This window comes from Achromobacter sp. UMC46 (assembly GCF_014170335.1).
In the GTDB taxonomy this organism is placed as follows: Bacteria; Pseudomonadota; Gammaproteobacteria; order Burkholderiales; family Burkholderiaceae_B; genus Achromobacter.
This window is the reverse complement of record NZ_LZZS01000005.1, coordinates 557,180-577,855: the sequence shown is the minus strand read 5'-3', so window position 1 is coordinate 577,855 and position 20,676 is coordinate 557,180. Positions and strand designations below refer to the sequence as shown.

Here is a 20,676-nt window from a genome sequence, read left to right as displayed (position 1 = left end):
GTCAGCGCAACGGCGATTCCCGGGTCAGGCAGTCGGTTTCCAAGGCCGCCAGCGCATCCAGGAATCGCCATGCGAAGGAACCCGGCCCGTCTGCCAGGGCGCCGGCCCGTAGGCCGGCGATGCCGAAGCAGGACAGGGCGGCCACGGCAGCGGTGTAGGGGTCGCTCCTGGACACCGCCGAGAAGGCGCCGACCAGCGCGGTCAGCGCGCAGCCCGTGGCGGTCACGCAGGGCATCAGCGCGGATCCGCCCGTCACGCGCACGGCGCGCCGGCCGTCGGTGACGTAGTCGGTTTCGCCGGTAACGGCCACGACTGTCCGGTGGGCGATGGCGATGGTTTGCGCGGATTGCTCCGCCTGCGCCACGGCGTCGCGCGCATCCACGCCCTTGCCGGCGCTTTGGCCGCCGGCCAGCGCGATGATCTCGGACGCATTGCCGCGGACGATGGCAGGCCGCAAGGCCAGCAGGCGGGCAACGGCGTCCCGCCGGAAGGCGGTGGCGTGGTGGGCAACCGGATCCAGCACCCACGGCACGCCGGCCTGGCAGGCCGCGTCGGCGGTCAGCAGCATGCTTTCCAGCCAGGGCGCGGACAGGGTGCCGATATTGATCACGACCGCGCCCGAGAGGCGCGCGAACTCCGGCGCTTCTTCAGCGGCATGGACCATGGCGGGCGATGCGCCCATCGCCAGCAGCACGTTGGCGGCGAGGTTCATGGACACGAAATTGGTCAGGCACTGCACGAGCGGCGCGTCGCGGCGCACGGCCGCGTACAGGTCTTGCGACGCTTGGGCCAGGGCAGCGTTGTCGGTGGGGATGTCAGCCATGCGGATACGGGTTCAGAGGGGATCCGCGTATGGTCTGGGGGGCGGGCGGCCTTGTCAAGCCGGCATAAGGCTGCCCGCCCCGCGGCTGCCCTAAGCCGCCCGGGCCTGATCCCGGGCCAGCGCGTGGCGGTTGGCGGGCCGTTGCAGGCCCAGGTGTTCCCGCAATGTCGTGCCCTGGTATTCGGTACGGAACAGGCCGCGGCGGCGCAGTTCGGGCAAGACCTGTTCGATGAAATCGTCCAGGCCGCCGGGCAACCACGGCGACATGATGTTGAAGCCGTCGGCGCCGCCTTCCTCGAACCACTGCTGCAGCTGGTCGGCGATGCTTTTCGGCGTGCCGACGACCTGCTGGTGGCCGCGCGCGCCGGCGATCCGCAGGTAGAGGTCGCGGATGGTCAGGTTTTCGCGCTGCGCCAGGTCGACCAGCAGTTGCTGGCGGCTCTTGCCGCCGTTTGTCTCCGGCAGCGGCGGCAAGGGCCCGTCCACGGGATAGGCGGACAGGTCGATGCCGCCGACCATGTTCGACAGCAGCGAGACGCCCACGACCGGATGGATCAGGTCTTGCAGGGTCTGGAATTTCTCGTCGGCCTCTTCTTGCGTGCGTCCCACGATGGGGAAGATGCCCGGCATGATCTTGATGCCGTCCGGGTCCCGGCCATGCCGTGCCGCGCGCTGTTTGATGTCGCCATAGAATTCCTGCGCCTCGCCGAACGTCTGGTGCGCCACGAAGATCACTTCGGCCGTGCGCGCCGCCAGGTCGCGGCCGGCTTCGGATGCCCCGGCCTGCACCACGACCGGCCAGCCTTGCGGAGAGCGCCCCACGTTCAAGGGCCCGCGCACTGAAAAGTGCTTGCCTTTGTGGTTCAGCGCGTGGTGCTTGCCGGCGTCGAAGAATTCACCGGTCTGCTTGTCGCGGATGAAGGCGTCGTCTTCCCATGTGTCCCACAGGCCGGTCACGACGTCGTGGAATTCTTCGGCGCGCTGGTAGCGCAGCGGGTGTGCGACGTGCGTGTCCAGATTGAAATTCTGCGCTTCGCCTTCGCCGCTGGACGTGACCAGGTTCCAGCCCGAGCGGCCGCCGCTGATCAGGTCCAGCGACGCGAACTTGCGGGCGACGTGATAGGGCTCGTTGTAGGTGGTGGATACGGTGGCGATCAGCCCGATGCGTTCGGTCACGGCCGCCAGCGCGGACAAGAGCGTGAGCGGTTCGAAATGCTCTGCGCGGGCTGTGCGCGACAGCGACGGGCTGTGCGCGTTGCGCACGCCGACCGAGTCGGCGAAGAAGACCGCGTCGAATTTCGCGGCCTCGGCCTTGCGTGCCAGGTCCGCGTAGTGCCGGAAGTTCTGGCCGGCGTCGGCCAAGGCTTCCGGATGGCGCCAACCGGCGATGTGGTGGCCGGTCTGCATCAGAAAGGCGCCCAGCTTGATTTGGCGGGAAGGAGTGCTCATGGTGTTTCCTGGTCGATACGGGGAAGGGGGGTTACCACGCCATGCGCAGGCGATCCAGGGCGGGCAGCGTGCCCACCGTGGCCGTCAGGGCGCCGGGAGGCGGCAGGGATTCGTTGTCGGCGATGCGGCCGTCGGGGTCGAGGAAATCTCCAAGCACGTCGTCGCGCAGCCGGATGAAGCGCAGGTCGCTGCGGTTGCGCGGATGCGGCAGGTCGATATCCACGATGCGGCGGATGCGCCCCGGGCGCGGCTGCATCACCACCACGCGGTCACCCAGGAACACGGCCTCTTCCACATCGTGGGTGACGAGGATCATGGTGATCTGCTCTTTTTCCCAGATGCGCTGCAATTCATTCTGCAGGCGCGACCGCGTCAAGGCGTCCAGCGCGCCCAGCGGTTCGTCCAGCAGCAGCACGCGCGGCCGATTCACCAGGCCACGGGCGATCGCCACGCGCTGCGCCATGCCGCCCGAGATCTGGTGCGGGAACGATTTCTCGAACCCTTGCAGCCCGACCAGCGCGATGTGGTCGGCCACCAGTTCCTTTTTTTCGGCGCGGCTCAATGGCGCGTTGCGCAGGCCCACTGCGATGTTGCGTTCGACATCGAGCCAGGGAAACAGCCGATGGTCCTGGAAGACGATGCCGCGGTCCAGGCCCGCGCCCTGCACGGGGACCCCGTCCAGCAGGATCTGGCCGGAGTAGTCGTCGTCCAGTCCCAGGATCAGGCGCAGCAGGGTGGACTTGCCGCAGCCGCTGGCGCCCACGATGCTGACGAAGCGGCCCGCCGGCACGTCCAGATCGATGTCCTGCAGGACCTGTAACGCCTGCGCGCCGTCGCCGGTGCCGGCATAGCGCTTGCCCACGCCGCGGATGCTCAACGGCTTGCCGAAAGTATCAGTCATTCTGTTCCTTTTTTCTTGTCATGCGGCGCCGAAGCGGTGCCGCGCCAACCGGCGCTCCAGCGCGCGGGCCAATGCGTTCATCGACCATCCGACCACGCCGATCACGAACATGCCGAAGATCACGAGGTCCATCTGGAAATGCTCGCTGCCTTCGATCAGCGTGTTGCCGATGCCGTGGCCCGCCACCAGCAGGTATTCCGCGCCGATCGTGGCCAGCCAGGAATAGATCAGCGCCAGATAGACGCCGGTGAAGATCGACGGGGCCGCGGCCGGCAGCACGACATGCCACAGCGTCTGCCAGCGCGAATAGCCGAATACGCGGGCCACTTCCAGCAACGAGGCCGGCGTGTTGCGGATGCCGTCGCAGGTGTTGACGACCACAGGCACCAGCGCCGCCAATGACAGGAACGTGACTTTGGCGACGTCGCCCAGGCCGAACCACACGGAGATCAGCGGGATCCAGGCAAACAGCGATATCTGCTTGAAGGTGTTGAAGCTGGGGCCGACGATCCGGTTGAACAGCGGCAGCAGCCCCAGCAGCGCGCCGAGCGCCAAACCCAGCGTGGTGCCGATCACGAACCCTGTCAGCTCGCGCGCCAGGCTCGCGCTAAGCGCCCGCCATAACTGGCCGGACGCGATCTGGCTGGCGGCGGTGTCCAGGACCTTGCCGGGGGACACCAGCAACGGCGTCGACACCCAGCCCAGATTCGCCAACGCCCACCACGCCGTGATGGCCGCGGCGGGCAGCACCAGGCCGCGCCAGCGGGCGCCCAGCCAGACGCGCCAGGCGGCCGGCCGGCGCGTTGCCGGGGCAGGGGGGATCCGTGCGGCCGTCATGCGCGGGCTCCTGTATTCGACACGCCCAGGCGGGTGGCGGCCTGGCTGGCGCCGACGCGGGTTTCGGCCAGATCCAGCAGCTTGTCGATGGCGTAGCCGATGGCGCCCACCACGATCACTGCGGCCATGACCAGATCCAGTTGGAACAATTGGCGTCCGTAGACAATCAGGTAACCCAGCCCTTCGCTGGACGCGACCAGCTCGACGACGACCAGCGACAGCCAGGCTTTGGTGAAGCCCAGCCGCAGGCCGGTGAACAGCGTCGGCAGCGCATACGGCAAGACGACTTCCAGCACCTGCTGGCGGCGCGTGTAGCCATAGACGCGGGCGACTTCCAGCAGGCTTGCCGGGGTCTGCCGGAAACCTTGCAGGGTATTGAGCGTGACAGGCACCAGCGCCGCTTTGGCGATCAGGATGTACTTCAGCGGTTCGCCGATGCCCACCAGCAGCAGGACGAACGGCAGCCATGCCAGCACCGGAATCTGCACCAGCGCGTTGAACGTGGGCAGCAGATAGGCTTCCAGCGGGCGCCACAGCCCCATGGCGGCGCCCAGCGCCAGGCCCAGGACGCTACCCGCCGCGAAGCCGACAAGCACCCGCTGCAGGCTGGCATGCACGTTCAACCAGAGGTCGCCGCTGGTGTACAGGTCTTGCAGCGTGAGCCAGACGAAGTGGGGCGACGGCAACACCTGCTGGGAAATCCACCCCTGGGACGCGCCCAGTTGCCATAGCGCGAGCAACGAGAGGGGCAGCAGCCAGGGCAGCAGGCTGCCGCCCGCATGGCGCAGCCAGGCTTGCGGGCGGCGAGAGGCTCCGCGCAGGGCAGCGGCGGGCGAGGGGGATACGCGGGCGTCCAGGGTGTTCTCCGTCATGGCGTTTCCTTAGCGCGCCGGTGCGGCCGCGGCTTGGCGCTCGCCCGCCGCGGGATTCCCTTGCGCGTTGAACGCGGTCCAGCGGCCGGCCAGGCCGGCTTTCTGCAACGCGGTGTCCAGGTAGCGCGGTTCAAACCAGCCGTCCACGCTGACCGGGCGGCGGATCAGCTTCAATTTGAGCGCGTCGTCGGCCACGGCCTGATAGCGCGCCGTCAGGAATTCATCCAGCAGGGGCGAATTGCGCACGGCCAGCGTATCGCCGTCGAACTCCGCCTGCCAGGATGCATACGGCGTGCCGCTGCGCGCCCAGATGTTGAACAGGGCGTCGCGGTTCTGCTCGTCCGAGGACCACTGCGCGGCGCGCACGAACACGTTGACCACGCGTTGCACCGCGTCGGGATTTTCCTTTTCGAAGTCTTCGCGCACCAGCAATGCGGCCTGGCGCGTGAAGGAAGGATCCTGGCCCTTGGTGGAATAGATGATGCGCGCCAGGCCTTGATCGCGCAGCTTGAAGTATTCATAGCCGCCGAACGCGGCGTCCACACCGTTGGACACCAGGGCGGCTTGCGCGCTGCCGCCGTCCAGGTTCACGCCTTTGATGTCGCGTTCGGTCAGATGCTTGGAGGCCAGCACATTGATGGCGACCAGGTGTCCGTTGGTGCCGCGGAAGATCGAGACCTTGCGGTCTTTCAAGTCTTCCAGGCTGTTGAGCGTGGAGTCCTTGGGCGTGGAGACGTACAGGTTGTTGCGCACGCCGCTGCCCAGCAGGATGCGGGTCTTCAGGCCATTGGAGCGGCCCACCACCGAAGGCAGGTCGCCTTGGTAAGCGAAGTCGATCTGCTTGTTCGAGAGGGCTTCATTCACCGCGGGACCGGCGCCCTTGAAGAACAGCCATTGCACCTGCGTGCCCGTGCCCTTGAACGCCTCTTCCAGCCAATTGTTGGCGCGCGCGACGCCACCGGGCGATCCGCCCCAGGTGATCGGATCGCCGCCGCCGGCGGTCGCCACGCCGATCCTGACCACATCGGGCGCGGCCAGCGAAACGGCACTGGCAGCGCCCAAGGCGGCGCCTAGCAACAGGCGTGAAATCAAGCGGGCAGAGGACAGGATGCGCATGGTTGTTCCGTATGAAGATGAAAAGCGGGGATGAACGAAGCCGGTCCGCGCCGGACACGGGCAGACCGCCGTCCGCCTGAGGCGGACGGAAGATAACGGCGATAAAAGACGACTTAGGCGGCGAGCGCTTGCGCTTGCAGTTTCTTCTCGATGCGGGTGCCCTTGAAGAACTGCGGGTGTGCCTGGGTGTAGAAGCGGTAGGGGTTGTCGAAAACCAGGGCTTTGAAATCCGCCTGGGTGATCACGCCCTGTTCGACCAGGTCCCAGCTTTCGGCCAACGGCTCGGTCAGGTCGGGGACGTCCCAGTGGCCCACATCGGACGACCAGATCGCATTGAGCTTCACGTTCAGCGGATTCACGCGTTCGTTGAAGGCGGCGCCGACGGTCCTGTCATCGGCTTCGGAACCGAAGTAGAAGCTGTCGACCCAGCGCGCGCGGATGTCCTCGACGCTTTCGATGCCGGCAGCGGCGAAGTCGTCAAGCTCGTCGCCCTGCGGATCGCGGCTGTGGGGCAGGGCAGAGACGCCAAGGCTGTCCTGCAACAGGGTGGCCTTGTCCACGCTACGCCCCTGAAGGAGTTCGGCGCCATAGCGATCGAACAGGTCCGCCAGCAGTTCGATGTCCGCGTTGGCGGGGTTGTAGTTCTGCACGGCGTTGCGGTTGCGCTTTTCCCAGCGGTCCACCAGGTGCGCGTACACATGCGCGCCCCAGTCCGCGCCGCCCTCCAGCAGCGCCACGCGCAGGCCGGGAAAGCGGCGGGTGACGCCGCCGAAGAACAGCGCTTTGGCAAAGGCCTGCGAACCGTCGGCGAAGTGGCCGATGTGGTTGAACATGTAGTTGCTGATGGAGTGCCGGCCCGTCCAGCCCTGGCTGCCGTAATGCGTCGCCAGCGGCACGCCCAGTTCGATGGCCTTGGCCCAGAACGGGTCGTAGTCGTACTCGCTGTCCAGACCGAAGAAATCCACATACGACGCGTGGCGCGCGATGTCCGGGTACTGTGCCGGCGGGTACTTGTCGGCGATGGCCTTGATCGGCCGGCGCACGCCGCCGGGGATGTTCGCCACTTTCAAGCCCAGGGTGTTGACCGCGAATTCCAGCTCTTCGATGGCTTCCTGCGGGTTGACCATGGGGATGCCGGCGACGGGCGTCAGGCGGTCGCTGTACTTGCGGTACTGGTCCGCGTGGAAGTGGTTGATCGCGCGATGTAGCGGCTGGCGAAATTCATTGCCGGCGCCCAGCGGGGCCAGCACGTCGTTGGGAAACAGGATGGAATAGTCCGAGCCTTGCTCTTCCAGACGCTCGTACAGCAGCTCCGGCAAGGTGACGGTGGCCAGGTCCAGCGTGTTTCGCGTGACGCGCGCCCACCAGGGGGCGCGCAGGGTGCGGTGGTATTGCCGTTCGTCGGGCGTCTGCAGGTACCAGTCCTTGCCTTCGGCCTTGGTGGCGAAGCGCGAGCCCTGGGTTTTGCGCAGGATGTCCACCAGCTTGGCGCCGCCGTAATGCTGGATGTAGTCCTCCAGGACGGGCGCGTAGTCGTTGACGTGGACATCGGTATCGATCACCGGGTAGTCCAGATTCGCCTTGATGGCGGCGGAGCGGGATGCCTGGGTACGGTGCAGCCGGTCATTCATGGAGGTCTCCGAAAGAGGAAGCGAACGCGGCGCCTTGCATGTCGGGCAACGGCAATATCGGCGCGGACACGTCACAGTACGGGACGTCCTGGCCGGGTCAAACGACGAATTCGGAATTTCGTTCTGAGTGATGTGCTTATGGCGTGCCGGGCGTTTCCCGGCTGGGACGCGGCACGACGGCGCACAGAGGGGCGTCGACCATGGGCTAGACCGCAGTCGATGTGTTGAACCTTCGGGCAGATTCTTGTGGGAAATAGAAAAGGCCCCGCGTGCGGGGCCGATCCGGAAAAGGGGCGCTATACGGGCAAGGAGGCCGGTAACAAGGTAGCGCCGGGTGTCGCCGGGCCACCCGTCCGGCGTGGAGCCGAACCGGTGGCCCGCGGAACCTGTCAGACGCCGACGACGGAAACCGCCTTCGTCACCAGGTAGGCTTCAAGCGCTTCGGGACCGCCCTCGGAGCCGTAGCCGGAGTCCTTCACGCCGCCGAACGGGAGTTCGGCCGAGGGGGTGGCGGGCTGGTTGACCCAGAGCATGCCCACTTCAAGGCGGCGCGACAGCTCGTGCACCGTCTTGATCGACTTGGTGAAGCCGTAGGCGGACAGGCCGAACGGCAGACGGTTGGCTTCGCGGATGGCCTCGTCCAGCGTTTCGAAGCTGCGGATCGCGGCGATCGGACCGAACGGTTCTTCGTTGAAGATGTCGGCGTCAAGCGGGACGTCGGTGAGGATCGTGGGCGCGAAGAAGTTGCCGGCGCCGCCGATCCGCGCGCCACCGGTGGCGATGCGCGCGCCCTTTTCACTGGCATTCTTGACGATCTTGTCCATGGCCACCAGGCGGCGGTCATTGGCCAGCGGGCCCAGCGTCGTGCCTTCGGTCAGGCCATCGCCGAGCTTGAGCTTTTCGGCGTGGGCGACGAAGGCTTTCTCGAACGCGGCCTTGATGCTCTTGTGGACCAGGAAGCGCGTCGGCGAGATGCAGACCTGGCCCGCGTTGCGGAACTTGGCGCCGCCCGAGGCCTTCACGGCCAGTTCGACGTCGGCGTCCTCGGCCACGATCACCGGGGCGTGGCCACCCAGCTCCATCGTGACGCGCTTCATGTGCAGGCCGGCCAGCGCGGCCAGTTCCTTGCCGACCGGGGTCGAGCCGGTGAACGTGACCTTGCGGATCACCGGGTGCGGGATCAGGTAGCTGGAAATCTCGGCGGGCGATCCGAAGACCAGGCCCAGCACGCCCTTGGGAATGCCGGCGTCGACAAAGCAGTTCAGCAGGGCAGCGGGGGAGGCCGGGGTTTCTTCGGGCGCCTTCACCAGGAAGGAGCAGCCGGTGGCCAGTGCGGCGCCAAGCTTGCGCACGACCTGGTTGACCGGGAAGTTCCACGGCGTGAACGCGGCCACCGGGCCGACGGGTTCCTTGATGACCAATTGCTGCGCCAGCGGGTTGCGCGAGGGCACGATGCGGCCGTAGACGCGCAAGGCTTCGTTGGCGAACCAGTCGATGATTTCGGCGCCGGCCAGCACTTCGCCGCGCGCTTCGGCCAGCGGCTTGCCCTGTTCCTGGGTCAGCAGGCGGGCCACCGAATCCGCGCGTTCGCGCAGCAGGGCGGCGGCGCGGCGCATGACGGCGCAGCGTTCATGGGCGGAGGTGTCGCGCCAGGTCTCGAACCCGCGCTGCGCGGCCGCCAGCGCCAGGTCCAGGTCTTCGCGCTTGGCGTGGGCGACCTGGCCGATCTTTTGGCCGGTGGCGGGGTTCACGACATCGATGCGCGCGCCGCCTTTCGCTTCACGCCACTCGTTGTCGATCAATAGAAGGGTATTGGGGTAATCGGCCATGGGGTCTCCGTAGGAAAAACGCGTCCAGATGGGTAGGGAAAAGAAGACTCTACGCCGAAACTCCGGACGAATCCACCTGCCGCGGGGACGGATGGCCGCGTTTGGCCGCTTTCCAGACCCGATCCATGTGATCGGTGTTTTCCATGAAGCCGACGTTGAACCGGAACCAGGGCGAACGCTTGCTGCTGTCGGGAAGGAAGATCGAGCCGGGCGCCAGCGTGATGCCGCACTCCAGCATGTTTTTGGCGAAGGCAGCGGCGTCCGTCACGCCAGGAAGCCGACCCGGACGAAGCTGGACAGGCATTTCGAGAAGCTGCCCACGTACACCGAATGGTCGAAATCCGGGTCCAGGCTTGATAGGCGCAGGTTCTGGTCCCTGAAATCAGCGACCGCAGCTACGCGATCACCGCGACGCTGAAAGGGTTGCGGCGCGACACGGAGGGCGTCGTTTTTTCATTGGGGAAGCCGCTTTGCGGGGTTCTCCCTGTATGCGCAGGGCGGGCAGCTCGTCTACGAGTACGTCTATACCGAATCCGTCGCCCACAAGATGAACACGGACCTGCCCGCAGGCGATGCCACGGTAGAGATCCGCTTCACGCGCACTGCGCGCAACGCCGGCACGATGGAGATGTTCGTCAATGGTGAACGCCAGGCGGGTATCGACCTTCCCAAGATGTGGTGGACCTACAGCACGACGGCCGGGTTGACGTGCGGCCTGGCGGGGGTGCCGTTGAGCGACCATTTCGCGCCTCCGTACCGCTTCCAGGCGACGATCGAGCGCCTGGTGGTCGACATGGCGGACGACGGCAGCGACCAGCGGGAAGCGCAGGCCTGGACGGTGTTCAAACAGCAGTAGCGGCATGACCCCGGGGGGCGGGCTCTCTCCGGGGATACCTATACCAAAAGTGGGGAGACAACATCATGATCAAGACACCGTTCAAGCGCGTCGCGTGCGCGGTGCTGCTGGCGGCAGCCGCGGCTGCCGGAAGCGCATCGGCCGAGTACCCTGAACGCCCGCTGAGATTCGTGGTCGGCTATCCCCCGGGCGGCACGACCGACCTACTGGCCAGGCGGCTGGCGAAGGAGCTTGGCACCGCGCTGGGCCAGTCGATCATCGTCGAGAACCGGCCTGGCGCGGGAGGCAACGTGGGCGCGGCCGCAGTGGCGAAGGCGGAACCCGATGGCTATACCCTGGGCGTCGGGTCCGCCGGAAACCTGGCGCAGAACTATGTTTGAGCTGGGCAACGGCCGTGGCCTGCGCGACTTGATCGAACTGGAATGCAGCCGCTGGCCGAAGCTGTTGAAGGAGGCGAACGTGCAGATGGGGGATTGACGGCTGGGAAACCGGCGCATCCGGCGGATCGGACGTGCCGGTTTCCTCTCGTTCCTATCGCGGCTGAATGCCCGCCTCGGCAATGCCCTTGCCCCAGATTCGATAGTCGTTCCGTATGCGTTCACCCAGTTGCGCGGCCGTCGATGATTGCGGCTGCATGCCCATGCTGATCAGCCCGGCGGTCACGGGCGCTTGCGCAACGGCCATTTCTACAGAACGTTCCAGGCGCTGGATGATGGGGTCCGGTACGCCGGCGGGCGCAATGATGCCGTACCAGGAATTCAAGCCGAACGGTATGCCCAGTTCCCGAAACGTGGGCGCCTCCGGAAAGGCGCTGGCCCGCTCGGGGGAGGTCACGGCCAGGACCCGGACAGCCCCTGCCTTGACCTGCGCCGACGCCAGCGCCCAGCCTCCGAATATCGCGTCAAGGTCGCCCGCCAGCATGCCCATCAGCGCTTCGCTGGAGCCCTTGTACGCGACGTGCTGGATATCGATGCCGGCAGACCGCTTCATGATTTCGCCGCTGATATGACCGGCGCTGCCGTCGCCCCAGGACCCGAAGTTCATTTTCCCGGGGTTGGCCTTGGCGCGTTTGACCAAATCATCGTAAGAAGAGATCGGGGATTTCGCCGGCACCATCAAGGCGTTGCCGGAAACCGAAACGAGGCCTACCGGGGCAATGTCGGTCAACGGGTCAAAGAGCTTTTTTGCAAGCAGATGGGGCGACAACGCCAATGCCGCCTGGTACGACACGCCGATCGTATAGCCGTCGGGCTTGGAATTCGCCAGCGCGGCGATGCCCAGCAACCCTCCTGCGCCGGGCTTGTTTTCAACGATCACCGGCTGCCCCAGATCCGCGCTCATTTGCTGGGCGACCAGCCTTGCCAGCGTGTCGGGTTCTCCGCCGGCGGGGGAGGGAACGATCATCCGGATCGGACGCGCCGGAAAGTCGCCATGGCCTTGCGCCGATGCGGCGGCCGCGAGACCGCAAAGTGAAGCTAAGACGATCAATTTCCTGATGTGCTTATTCATGGTTTGTCTCCAGATAATCATTATTGATGACGGGCATCTTCCAGGATCATGTCCGCCGCCTTTTCGCCGATGGCGATGGACGGTGCGTTGGTGTTTGCGGAAGGCATGGTCGGCATGATCGAGGCGTCCGCCACGCGCAGGCAGGAAACGCCCCGCACGCGCAATCGCGCATCCACGACGGACTCGGGGTCTGTGCCCATGCGGCACGAGCCGATGGGGTGATAAGAGGTCTGGCCAAGCGAGCCGACGTAATCCAGCAAGTCTTCGTCAGACAGGCTGGCGGGGCCTGGCCTTGTTTCGCGCACGATGAACGCTTTCAATGCGGGTTGTTCAGCGACTTTCCGCGCCAGGCGTAGCGCGCCCAGCGTGGAGCGCACGTCGTCCGGGTGCTGAAGGTAGTTGCCATGGATGGCGGGGGATTCGGCCGGGTCTGTCGACACGATATGCACGGATCCCAGGGACTTTGGCCTGAGCGCGAACGTGCCGATGGATACGCCGGGGAACTCATCCAGGACCAGCTTGCCGGCTGTCCGGGCGTCCGCGCTGGAAAGGTAGTGCAATTGCAGCTTCGCGTCGGGCTGGACGCGGCTGGGGTCGGTGCGGACCAGCGCGTGGGCGACGGCGCTGGCGCTGCTCATCAGACCGTCGCCGCGTACCGCCAGGCGCATGGCCATCAGGGCCTTGCGCCACGGGCTTGGCACGATCTGATTCAGGGTCATGGCATTGCGGCATTCGTAGGTCAGGCGCACATGAAGATGATCGCGCAGGCCTTCGCCGACCGCCGGCGCATGATGCCGCACGGTGATTCCCAGTGTGGAAAGGCGCTGCGAATCGCCAATGCCCGAGAGTTCCAGCAATTGCGGCGATTGCAGCGCGCCGGCCGAAATGATGACTTCCTTGGCGGCAAAGACGCGGTGGCGCGTACCGCCTTCCCGGAATTCGACGCCGCATGCGCGGGGCCCTTCGAACAGGATGCGTTCGGCCAGGGCGCCCGTACGAAGATGCAATGCGCCCTTGTGCGGCAACGAGGCAAGGTAGGCGTCTTGCGCGCTGACCCGGAGTCCGCGCCGGGTGTTCAGCTGCAAGTATCCGGCCCCTTCGTATGAGGCGCCGTTGTAGTCGGGATTCCTGGGGATGCCGGCCTGGACGCACGCATCCAGGAATGCGTTCATCAAGGGTTGGCGCGGCCCGTATTCGCTGATGTTGACCGGGCCGCTCTGGCCGCGGGCGGCGGGGTCACCGGCGGCGAACGTCTCGATGCGCCGCAAGTAGGGCTTGAACGACTTGCTGTCCCAGTCCGCCAGGCCGTATTCATCCCGCCAGAGATCGTATTCCTTGGGGTCGCCATGTACCCAGATCATGCCATTGACCGTGGATGATCCCCCCAGCACACGGCCGCGCGGCCAGTATATGGGGCGCGCTTTCAGCTGCGGCTCCGGTTGCGTGAAGAACTTTCGGACGACCCGCTCGTCACGGATAAGATAGGCCACGCCCGCCGGCACCCGTATCCAGATCTTGCGTTCGGCCTTTCCTGCCTCCAGCAGCATGACGCTGTGCTTGCCCGAACGGGCAAGGCCCGCGGCGATCGCGCAGCCTGCCGAGCCGCCTCCCACCACGATGTAGTCCACGGTCTGGGGCGTGCTCATCGCGCGGTTCCCAATGCGCGCATCAACCGCCGGGCTTCCATCCCCATGCGTTCGAATCGGGCATCGCCTTGTTCGGGTTGCGCAAGCTGCGGTCCGAATCGAGGGGCGGTGGGTTCGATGTCCAGTTCGATCAAGGCGGGGGCGGGCGCCGACAGGCAAGCCGATAGGCCGGCACGCAGATCCTGGGCTTTCGAGAACCGCGTGGCGCCCGCGTAGCCCGAGGCCCGTGCGATGCCGCAAAAGTCGACGTGCCCCGCGCCTGCCACAGGCAGGTTCGCCCCGCCGTTGAACTGGACGCCGTTGGCGAACACAAAGTGATAGAAATTCGACGGGCGCATGCCTGCCACCGTGGCCAGCACGCCAAGCTCCATGAGCAGGCTGGCGTCGCCATCCAGGATGATGACCTTCCTTTCCGGAAAGGAAAGTGCCAGGCCCAGTCCCAGGCCGGCGGCGCCGCCCATCAGCGGCACCGAAGACAGGCCAAACGGATAATCGGGGGCGAGTTGATCCATGCATTGCATGGCCGACATCGTGCTGACCACGATGGCGTCGCCACGCGCTTCCAGAATGGCCTTGCAGGCTTCCAACGTTGAAATGGTCATGACGGATCCCAGGCGGTGTAGTGGCCGATCAGCAGCGCGGCAGGCGCGTGGCCTTGGCGGCTGGCGTCGATGGCGGCATCGATGTTGGGCAGTTCTTCAGGCGCGTCCAGGCGCCAGTGGCGGATTCCCATGACGTCCAGGACAGGCTCCACCAGATTGACGACGCGGCGCTGCGACAGGGCCGGGTCATGACCGACATTGGAGAATTCCCGCCCGAATTGGCCGATCACCAGCAGCATGGGCAGGCCCGCATCCAGACCGACCGCCCGCAAGCTGTTCAGGCAATTGAGCAAGCCTTGGTTCTGCATTAGCAGGGCGACGCGGTGGCCCCCTAGATGGAGGCCGCCCGCGACGTGGACCGCCTGGTTTTCGTCCGCGCAGCGAATCACCTGGAACGTCGGCGTCTTGTCGATCAGGTCGTGGACGGATAGCTGAACGAAGTCAGGCACGGTCACGATTTTGTGGATGCCGCATGCGTCGAGACGTTCGACGATGGCCGCGGCCGGTATGGATAGGGGCAAGGTGTTCACGGTGTCCTCTCAGATACGCGATGCCCCAAATTCTAGGAATCCGAGCAATAATCGACTATTCATTTAATCTGATAGATCGATACGAAAAACGGATCGATATAATGATGGAAAACCCTGATCCCAACTTGCTGCGACGCCTGCGAATCCGGCATCTGGAATTGCTTTGCCATTTGCGGGAAGTGTCGACGGTCCACGCCGCCGCCGAACGCATGCACCTGTCCCAGCCGGCAGCGACCCGGATGATCAAAGAGATCGAAGAGATCTTCGGCGGACCGCTCTTTGACCGCATGGCGCGCGGCATCGCCGCGAACCACATCGGGGCTGAATTGATCCGCCGTTCGGATGTCTTATTGGCCGGCTTGCTGGCGGCTCAAGAAGAGACCGCCGCCATGAGGGCGGGGGCGTCCGGGTTGATTCGGATCGGCACCTTTTCGGGATCCACGATGCTGCCTACCGGCATTGTGGAGCTGTGTCGCAGGATGCCCGGTTTAAGGGTGCAGATTCGAGAGACGCAGATCGACGTATTGATCTCGGAGCTGTTGCGGGGCGAGCTGGATTGCATTGTCGGCGCGCTGGCGCCGGACGAGTTCAACAACGAGCGGCTGGACCGGTTGCGGGTGGATCTGCTGGCCAGCGACCGCCTCAGCGTGATGGCTTCTCGCACGAATCCCCTCGCGCGCCGCCGGAAGGTCACCTGGGCGCATCTGGCCGACCAGTCTTGGATCCTTCCGCCGCGCGGCTCGTTGCTTCGGCGCGCGGTGATCGCAGCCTGCCTGACGGAAGGCGTCACTCCGCCGCAACCCCGCATCGAATGCCTGTCCACGCTGACGGTGCTGACGTTCCTGCGCCAGGATCCCGATTGCATCGGACCGATGCGGGAGCAGCACGCGCTGGAAGAGACAGCGATCAACAAGAATCTGGTCATCCTCGACGTGCGACCAAGCGCCACGATGCCGCCATTGGCCATGCTCACGCGGAGCGGACCGGAAACGATGCGCCGGCCCGTCAGCGAATTGCTCGATGTGCTTAAGGGCCTGTCGCCGCCGCACAAGGGGCCGCTGTCGTAGCGGGTGTGCGGCAGTTCGGGTTTGGCTTCGCTTGCGGTTTGGCGGGGTTAGCGGAGCAGGTTCGTCGCATTACACGGCATACGTCACCCGATGCGCTTCGGTCGGCAGCGGCAGGTCCCAACGGTGCAGCATGCCGGTCAACGTCTTGTTCGACAGCGACGTGTCACGCCGGGTGTTCCGTCGCAGCAATTCCGCGCGTGGCTGTTCCAGATAGACCAGCTCGACTTGCGCGTGATAGGAATACAGCAGGTCCAGCGTTTTCTTGCGCATCAATTCGCTAAGGTGGGTGGCGTTCCAGACGAAGGGCGCCTTGCACCGCAGCAGCTCGCGGGCTCGGTCGATGGCCAGGTGCGCCACCATGCCTTCGTTCTTGCCGTGGCGCAGTCCCAGCTCCTCTCGCGCGTCGTCGAACGAAATCACCGGCAGCTCGGGATGATGCCGGGATACCCAGGTGTTCTTGCCCGACGCGGGCAGTCCGGACATCACGATCACCTGCGAACCAGGTTCCTGGAACAACGGGTAATCGGGATGCACGTCGGCGCCGCGAAAATAGCTGACCGCGGTATGGGCATCGGCGAAGGCGCGCGGCTGGCCAAAGCACCGTTCGTCGCGCGCCAGCTCGCAGAACAGCGCGATGTTGTCCAGCACGCGTGGCCCGTCCGGGCAGATGCGTCCACGCATGTCGGCTTCGGCCAGCATGGCCAGCAGGGAAATGTCGACGTGCCAGGACAGTTCGCGCACGATGAATTCGGGCGTCTTGCCGCGGCGCGAACCCTCCAGGGCGAAGAACGGCACCTGATGGACCGCGATCAACCTGCATACGGCCTCGCGCACGGCAAACGGCACGCCGGCATCCCACAACGCGATGCGCGCGTCGATGGCGCCCTTGCGGGAGTGGCCCGGCTGGCCGATGGCGCCGGTGACAGGGTCGATGACGGTGGTGCTGTGCTTGGCGACGTCGTGCAGCAACGCGGCAAGAAACGCCACTTCCTGGTCAGCCCGAGCCGCCGCCTGGTACTGGGGTAGGGCCAGCAGCGCTTCCACCACCATTTTCGTATGCGTCCAGACATCGCCCTCGCCGTGATAGCGCGGGTCTTGCGGCGTGGTCTTGGCCAGCTCCAGGGCGGGAAATGCCGCCAGGCAGGCCTCGTAGTCCGGCGTGTTGCCCAGGGCAGGCGTGAGCGCCTGCAATTGTTCGTATCGCATGATCTGTTCCTTATTGTCCGGCGGCGCCGCGCAGCGTGTCCCAGTCCACCGCGAGGCGCGGCGCGTAGAGATCAACGCCGGGCGCCAGCAGGTTGGGCACGTAGGGCTGCTCGGAATGGTGTTTGTCGGAATCCAGGATGGCCTGCACGAAATCGCGGCGCACCCACTTGTAGCGGGCAATCGTCCTGCCGTCGGCCTCCACCTTGACGTACAGGCCTTCAGACAGGTCCGATTTGTCGCATTGCTTCCAGGCGCGTTGCAGGTCCAAGCCTTCGCGCAGCACCGTGGCTTCAAAGGCATTGCGCCAGTCCGGCGTCTTGGCCAGCGACGGCCGCAGCAGGGCCTTGAGCGCGTCTAGCCTGGTCGGGGCCGCGCCTTCATACAGCACCGGCACGGACAGCACCGGGCCGCCCGCCAGCAAGGCGCGGCGCGCTTCGGTGGAAAGGAAGTCACCGCTGTGGCGGTCCAGCACGTCGAACTCGAAGAAATGATGTGGCAAGGCGTCGTAAAAGACCGAGTGCTTTTTCGTCAGCGTTTCGCCATACATGACATAACGGTCCTCCAGTCTCTCCAGCAGCCAGTCGGCGTGCGCCGCAGCCCAGGCTTTTACGAAATTGAATTGCCGTTCGCGGCCGCCGCCCACCAGGTAATGCCCGCGCGATTGCAGCAGCAATTCGCCCGACGGGCCGAAGCTGATGCCGGTATTCGCACCGTCCAGCTTTTCTTCGACGACCAGGTGCAGGCCGGCCAAGCGGCGGTACGGCACGTGGTCATGGCCTTCGTCGCCGTCTTGCAGGCGCGAGCCTTCCAGGTGCGGCGTGCGGGGGTAGCGGAACAGGTCCAGCGATTGCGCGTAAGCGCAGAAATCTTGCGTCATGGGGTCTTCTCCAAAGCAGTGGAAAAGCCGACGACGCAGTCTGGACGGGAAAGGAAAGCGAGTGGGGTGTGTGCTTCCTGGAACCGCGCCTGGACCCCGTGGCATGCGCTCAAGACGCAGGCGTCGAGCAGCAAGGGGCGCGCAGGCAGACCGCGATTACCAGGGCGGTAGTCGTCGGCGTTTAGGCGTAGTGACGGATGGCAGACACGGTTGCACTCAGAAAGGAAGGGGGTGGAAAAGAGGGCGAATCCTAAGATACCGGGAAGGGGTTTGTCAACGCGGGGTGTGGTCAGGGGAACACAGTGCGCGTGGGAAAGCAGGGCGTCGGATCGATGGTTTCCCGAGGTGGACAAACGCATTCACTGGATGATCCGGCGTGCTGCCCCGCGTCCTACGCTCCTGGTTTTAGGAGAAGGACATCACCGGGCGTTCATTCTGTCTGGCTTTTGTGGCCGGCGCGGGGGTCGTGCAGGGCTTGCCGGCATTGCCGGGGTCTGTCCTGTTGTCGCTGGCTGCGGTGTTGGGCGTAGTTGCGTCAGTCTGCTGGGCACACGGCCGCCGCGAAGCACTTCGTATTGCCTCTGCCCTGCTGCTGGGACTATGCGCCGGCACGCTCAATGCTAGCCTCCAGGCCCAACTCCGGTTGGACGACGCTTTGGCGGACGAGCATCAGGATCAGGTGTCGCGCCTGATCCTGCGCGTGGCTGAACTGGCTGATGGGGACGATCGTCATCAACGCTTTGTGGCAGAGTTGGCGGAACCCGCCCGGCCCGGCATACCCTCGCGCATCCAGGTGACATGGCAAGCGCCGCCCGGCGCAAAGCGTGGAACGTTGCAGGACATCCCCCAGCTGCTGCCCGGCCAGGTCTGGCGCATGGCGCTGGTATTGAGGCGTCCGCATGGTTTGCTGAACCCGGCGGGGCCGGATGCGGAGGCGCGGATGTTCGCGCGCGGCCTGCGCGCGGTAGGTACGGTGCGGGGGCAACCCAAATTGCTGGACGACCAGCCCTGGGCGTCGCCGGGCATCGCCATTGAGCGCGCACGGCATCTGGTGCGAGAGGGGCTGCGCAAGGCCTTGGGCGAGCATCGCTATGCGCCGGTGTTGATCGCATTGGCCATCGGGGACCAGGCGGGCGTGGCGCGGGACGACTGGCGCATCTTCAACCGCAGCGGCATTACGCATCTGGTGTCTATCAGCGGCATGCACGTGACGTCGATCGCAGGGATCGCCGGCTTGCTGGTGGCGGCGTTGTGGCGTCTGGCGCGCTGGCGCGGCGTGGGGCTGGCGGAGTTTGCGCCGTCGCGGGTCGCGGGCGGGGCGGCGGCGGCGGTGGTGGCCTTGCTGTATTGCTTGCTGGCCGGGTGGGGCGTGCCGGCGCGTCGTACGTTCTTCATGCTGTCGGTGGTGCTGGCGGCGGCGATGTCGCGGTTGCCGTTGACGGCAGGCCGGGTGCTGGCTTGCGCAGCGGCGGGGGTGGTGGCGTTGGATCCGTGGGCGCCGTTGTCGCCGGGTTTCTGGCTGTCGTTCGGGGCAGTGGCGATTCTGTTGCGCATCGCGGATGCGCCGTTCAATGCGGAGGCGGGCTGGCGCAGGCGGTTGATGACTAGGCTGGGCCACGCGACGCGCTTGCAGTTGCTGGTCACGTTGGGCTTGACGCCGTTGCTGGCGTTCCTGGTGTATCAGGTGTCGGTCGGTTCGCCGCTTGCCAATGCGGTGGCGATTCCGTCGGTGACGTTTGTCGTGACGCCGCTGGCGTTGCTGTGCGCGGCGCTGTCGGTGTTGCCGGGCGCGCAGGGGGTCGCCGCCTGGGTAGGGCAGCTGGGACTGGCGGCGTTCGACTACACGATGGTGCCGGTGGCGTGGGTGGGCAATGCAGGGTGGGCCAGCTTTGCGGTGGCGGCCGCGCCGTGGCCGTGGTTGCTGCTGGCGGTTGCGGGGATGGTGTGGGCCTTGCAGGTGCGGGGCTGGCCGGCGCGGCATCTGGGATGGGTCTGCATGTTGCCGCTGCTGTGCTGGCGGCCTGATCGGCCGGACCCCGGCCATTGGCGGATGAGCGCGTTGGATGTGGGGCAGGGCAGCGCGATCCTGGTGGAAACGGCTAGCCAGACGTTGTTGTTCGATGCGGGCCCGCGCCATTACGGCGGCAGCGACGCCGGCGAGCGCGTGGTGGCGCCGTTCTTGCGGGCGCGCGGCATCGGGGCGCTGGATGTGCTGGTGCTGTCGCATGCCGATCAAGACCACGTGGGCGGTACGCGCGCGGTGCTTGCCGCGGTGCCGGTGCGGCGCAGCTACGCGTCGTTCGATGTGGCGGCGTTTGTGCGGCGGGATGCGCGGATGTGGCCGGATACGGGTGGATCCGTATCTACACCCGCCGCGCCGCCGGTTTTGCCGCAAGCGATGCTGCGGTGCCAACGGAACGATGCCTGGGAGGTCGACGGCGTGACGTTCACCTTTATGCATCCGGTCGGAGGCGGCAGCGGGGCGGTCACCGACCGCAACGCCGACAGTTGCGTGTTGCGCGTGCAGGGCGCCAGCCATTCGCTGCTGCTGACGGGCGATATCGGGGTGGCGCAGGAGCGCGAACTGGTGGCGCTTGACGTGCCGGCGACGGACGTGGTGATGGCGGGGCATCACGGTTCGGCGTCGTCGTCGGGACGGGACTGGGTGGCGGCGATGCAGGCCAGCCATGCGGTGGCGCAGGCGGGCCACTTGAACCGGTTCCGTCATCCGGCGCCGGCGGTCGCGCGGCGCTGGCTACGCGCGGGGGCGGCATTCTGGCGCAGCGACCGGGACGGGGCGGTGATGGCGGCATCCGCCACGCAGGGGTTGCGCGTGTGGTCGCAGCGCGAGCGCGGGCGACGGTATTGGCACGGGCGCTGAACGCCATCGATTGTGATGCCGGACAGGTCCCGCATAAGTCCCGC

Annotated in this window: 19 protein-coding genes; 4 read left to right on the top strand and 15 right to left on the bottom strand. The window is 66.1% G+C overall.

All coding sequences use genetic code 11. From position 1 onward, the window contains the following. Position 1 precedes the first annotated feature (1 nt). The 9 genes from thiM to A9973_RS10330 form a co-directional block, all read right to left on the bottom strand. Positions 2–823 carry a hydroxyethylthiazole kinase gene (gene thiM / locus A9973_RS10370; RefSeq protein WP_183013671.1) on the bottom strand — a complete coding sequence of 274 codons (822 nt, stop codon included), beginning with the start codon at positions 821–823 and terminating at the stop codon, positions 2–4. Positions 824–913: 90 nt separating this feature from the next. Further along, entirely contained in the window at positions 914–2,272 is a 1,359-nt protein-coding gene (locus A9973_RS10365; RefSeq protein WP_183013670.1) for an LLM class flavin-dependent oxidoreductase, read from the bottom strand. 31 nt (positions 2,273–2,303) lie between these two features. Further along, on the bottom strand, positions 2,304–3,173 hold the full coding sequence (locus A9973_RS10360; RefSeq protein WP_183013669.1) for an ABC transporter ATP-binding protein: 870 nt from the start codon (positions 3,171–3,173) through the stop codon (positions 2,304–2,306). Between the two features lie 18 nt (positions 3,174–3,191). Continuing rightward, complete coding sequence (locus A9973_RS10355; protein ID WP_255469103.1) at positions 3,192–4,010, bottom strand: ABC transporter permease; 819 nt, start codon at positions 4,008–4,010, stop codon at positions 3,192–3,194. After that, positions 4,007–4,882 carry an ABC transporter permease gene (locus A9973_RS10350; protein ID WP_183013668.1) on the bottom strand — a complete coding sequence of 292 codons (876 nt, stop codon included), beginning with the start codon at positions 4,880–4,882 and terminating at the stop codon, positions 4,007–4,009. The genes A9973_RS10355 and A9973_RS10350 overlap by 4 nt, the downstream gene beginning before the upstream one ends. Before the next feature lie 9 nt (positions 4,883–4,891). Then, positions 4,892–5,998 carry an ABC transporter substrate-binding protein gene (locus A9973_RS10345; RefSeq protein WP_183013667.1) on the bottom strand — a complete coding sequence of 369 codons (1,107 nt, stop codon included), beginning with the start codon at positions 5,996–5,998 and terminating at the stop codon, positions 4,892–4,894. A 113-nt stretch (positions 5,999–6,111) separates the two neighbouring features. Then, positions 6,112–7,629, bottom strand: coding sequence for an amidohydrolase family protein (locus tag A9973_RS10340; protein WP_183013666.1), 1,518 nt, complete (start codon positions 7,627–7,629; stop codon positions 6,112–6,114). Between the two features lie 389 nt (positions 7,630–8,018). Next, the gene (locus A9973_RS10335) at positions 8,019–9,458 is read right to left on the bottom strand and encodes an NAD-dependent succinate-semialdehyde dehydrogenase (protein ID WP_183013665.1); all 1,440 of its coding nucleotides are present in this window, start codon (positions 9,456–9,458) and stop codon (positions 8,019–8,021) included. A 49-nt stretch (positions 9,459–9,507) separates the two neighbouring features. Continuing rightward, the gene (locus tag A9973_RS10330; protein WP_183013664.1) at positions 9,508–9,726 is read right to left on the bottom strand and encodes a hypothetical protein; all 219 of its coding nucleotides are present in this window, start codon (positions 9,724–9,726) and stop codon (positions 9,508–9,510) included. Positions 9,727–10,005: 279 nt separating this feature from the next. Between A9973_RS10330 and A9973_RS10325 the strand changes: the two genes are divergently transcribed. Together A9973_RS10325 and A9973_RS10320 are read left to right on the top strand one after the other, a co-directional pair. Then, positions 10,006–10,314: a hypothetical protein gene (locus tag A9973_RS10325; RefSeq protein ID WP_183013663.1), complete on the top strand. Its 309-nt coding sequence runs from the start codon at positions 10,006–10,008 to the stop codon at positions 10,312–10,314. 65 nt (positions 10,315–10,379) lie between these two features. Then, entirely contained in the window at positions 10,380–10,694 is a 315-nt protein-coding gene (locus A9973_RS10320; RefSeq protein ID WP_183013662.1) for a tripartite tricarboxylate transporter substrate-binding protein, read from the top strand. Between the two features lie 151 nt (positions 10,695–10,845). Here A9973_RS10320 and A9973_RS10315 read toward each other — a convergent pair whose 3' ends face one another. Genes A9973_RS10315 through A9973_RS10300 form a run of 4 tightly spaced genes read right to left on the bottom strand, consistent with a single transcriptional unit; the run spans position 10,846 to position 14,601 of the window. After that, entirely contained in the window at positions 10,846–11,823 is a 978-nt protein-coding gene (locus A9973_RS10315) for a tripartite tricarboxylate transporter substrate binding protein (RefSeq protein ID WP_183013661.1), read from the bottom strand. 20 nt (positions 11,824–11,843) lie between these two features. After that, entirely contained in the window at positions 11,844–13,469 is a 1,626-nt protein-coding gene (locus A9973_RS10310) for a GMC family oxidoreductase (protein ID WP_183013660.1), read from the bottom strand. Beyond that, entirely contained in the window at positions 13,466–14,071 is a 606-nt protein-coding gene (locus A9973_RS10305; RefSeq protein WP_183013659.1) for a thiamine pyrophosphate-dependent enzyme, read from the bottom strand. The genes A9973_RS10310 and A9973_RS10305 overlap by 4 nt, the downstream gene beginning before the upstream one ends. After that, positions 14,068–14,601, bottom strand: a complete 534-nt coding sequence (locus tag A9973_RS10300; protein ID WP_183013658.1) for a thiamine pyrophosphate-binding protein — start codon at positions 14,599–14,601, stop codon at positions 14,068–14,070. The genes A9973_RS10305 and A9973_RS10300 overlap by 4 nt, the downstream gene beginning before the upstream one ends. A gap of 101 nt (positions 14,602–14,702) precedes the next feature. Here A9973_RS10300 and A9973_RS10295 point away from each other — a divergent pair, with 101 nt between their 5' ends. Next, positions 14,703–15,668, top strand: coding sequence for a LysR family transcriptional regulator (locus A9973_RS10295; protein WP_183013657.1), 966 nt, complete (start codon positions 14,703–14,705; stop codon positions 15,666–15,668). Between the two features lie 69 nt (positions 15,669–15,737). On the opposite strand, the gene A9973_RS10290 is transcribed toward A9973_RS10295, so the two are convergent. Both A9973_RS10290 and A9973_RS10285 read right to left on the bottom strand, forming a co-directional pair. Beyond that, on the bottom strand, positions 15,738–16,874 hold the full coding sequence (locus A9973_RS10290; protein WP_183013656.1) for an AAA family ATPase: 1,137 nt from the start codon (positions 16,872–16,874) through the stop codon (positions 15,738–15,740). 10 nt (positions 16,875–16,884) lie between these two features. Beyond that, positions 16,885–17,751: an RNA ligase family protein gene (locus A9973_RS10285; protein WP_183013655.1), complete on the bottom strand. Its 867-nt coding sequence runs from the start codon at positions 17,749–17,751 to the stop codon at positions 16,885–16,887. A gap of 439 nt (positions 17,752–18,190) precedes the next feature. On the opposite strand from A9973_RS10285, the gene A9973_RS10280 reads away from it, so the two are divergent. Next, positions 18,191–20,632: a DNA internalization-related competence protein ComEC/Rec2 gene (locus A9973_RS10280; RefSeq protein WP_183013793.1), complete on the top strand. Its 2,442-nt coding sequence runs from the start codon at positions 18,191–18,193 to the stop codon at positions 20,630–20,632. Positions 20,633–20,676: the final 44 nt, after the last annotated feature.

What these genes read in the sequence shown, in the direction of transcription:
- thiM (WP_183013671.1), bottom strand. Translation starts at nt 823, where the DNA reads ATGGCTGACATCCCCACCGACAACGCTGCCCTGGCCCAAGCGTCGCAA.
- A9973_RS10365 (WP_183013670.1), bottom strand. Translation starts at nt 2,272, where the DNA reads ATGAGCACTCCTTCCCGCCAAATCAAGCTGGGCGCCTTTCTGATGCAG.
- A9973_RS10360 (WP_183013669.1), bottom strand. Translation starts at nt 3,173, where the DNA reads ATGACTGATACTTTCGGCAAGCCGTTGAGCATCCGCGGCGTGGGCAAG.
- A9973_RS10355 (WP_255469103.1), bottom strand. Translation starts at nt 4,010, where the DNA reads ATGACGGCCGCACGGATCCCCCCTGCCCCGGCAACGCGCCGGCCGGCC.
- A9973_RS10350 (WP_183013668.1), bottom strand. Translation starts at nt 4,882, where the DNA reads ATGACGGAGAACACCCTGGACGCCCGCGTATCCCCCTCGCCCGCCGCT.
- A9973_RS10345 (WP_183013667.1), bottom strand. Translation starts at nt 5,998, where the DNA reads ATGCGCATCCTGTCCTCTGCCCGCTTGATTTCACGCCTGTTGCTAGGC.
- A9973_RS10340 (WP_183013666.1), bottom strand. Translation starts at nt 7,629, where the DNA reads ATGAATGACCGGCTGCACCGTACCCAGGCATCCCGCTCCGCCGCCATC.
- A9973_RS10335 (WP_183013665.1), bottom strand. Translation starts at nt 9,458, where the DNA reads ATGGCCGATTACCCCAATACCCTTCTATTGATCGACAACGAGTGGCGT.
- A9973_RS10325 (WP_183013663.1), top strand. Translation starts at nt 10,006, where the DNA reads ATGAACACGGACCTGCCCGCAGGCGATGCCACGGTAGAGATCCGCTTC.
- A9973_RS10320 (WP_183013662.1), top strand. Translation starts at nt 10,380, where the DNA reads ATGATCAAGACACCGTTCAAGCGCGTCGCGTGCGCGGTGCTGCTGGCG.
- A9973_RS10315 (WP_183013661.1), bottom strand. Translation starts at nt 11,823, where the DNA reads ATGAATAAGCACATCAGGAAATTGATCGTCTTAGCTTCACTTTGCGGT.
- A9973_RS10310 (WP_183013660.1), bottom strand. Translation starts at nt 13,469, where the DNA reads ATGAGCACGCCCCAGACCGTGGACTACATCGTGGTGGGAGGCGGCTCG.
- A9973_RS10305 (WP_183013659.1), bottom strand. Translation starts at nt 14,071, where the DNA reads ATGACCATTTCAACGTTGGAAGCCTGCAAGGCCATTCTGGAAGCGCGT.
- A9973_RS10295 (WP_183013657.1), top strand. Translation starts at nt 14,703, where the DNA reads ATGATGGAAAACCCTGATCCCAACTTGCTGCGACGCCTGCGAATCCGG.
- A9973_RS10290 (WP_183013656.1), bottom strand. Translation starts at nt 16,874, where the DNA reads ATGCGATACGAACAATTGCAGGCGCTCACGCCTGCCCTGGGCAACACG.
- A9973_RS10285 (WP_183013655.1), bottom strand. Translation starts at nt 17,751, where the DNA reads ATGACGCAAGATTTCTGCGCTTACGCGCAATCGCTGGACCTGTTCCGC.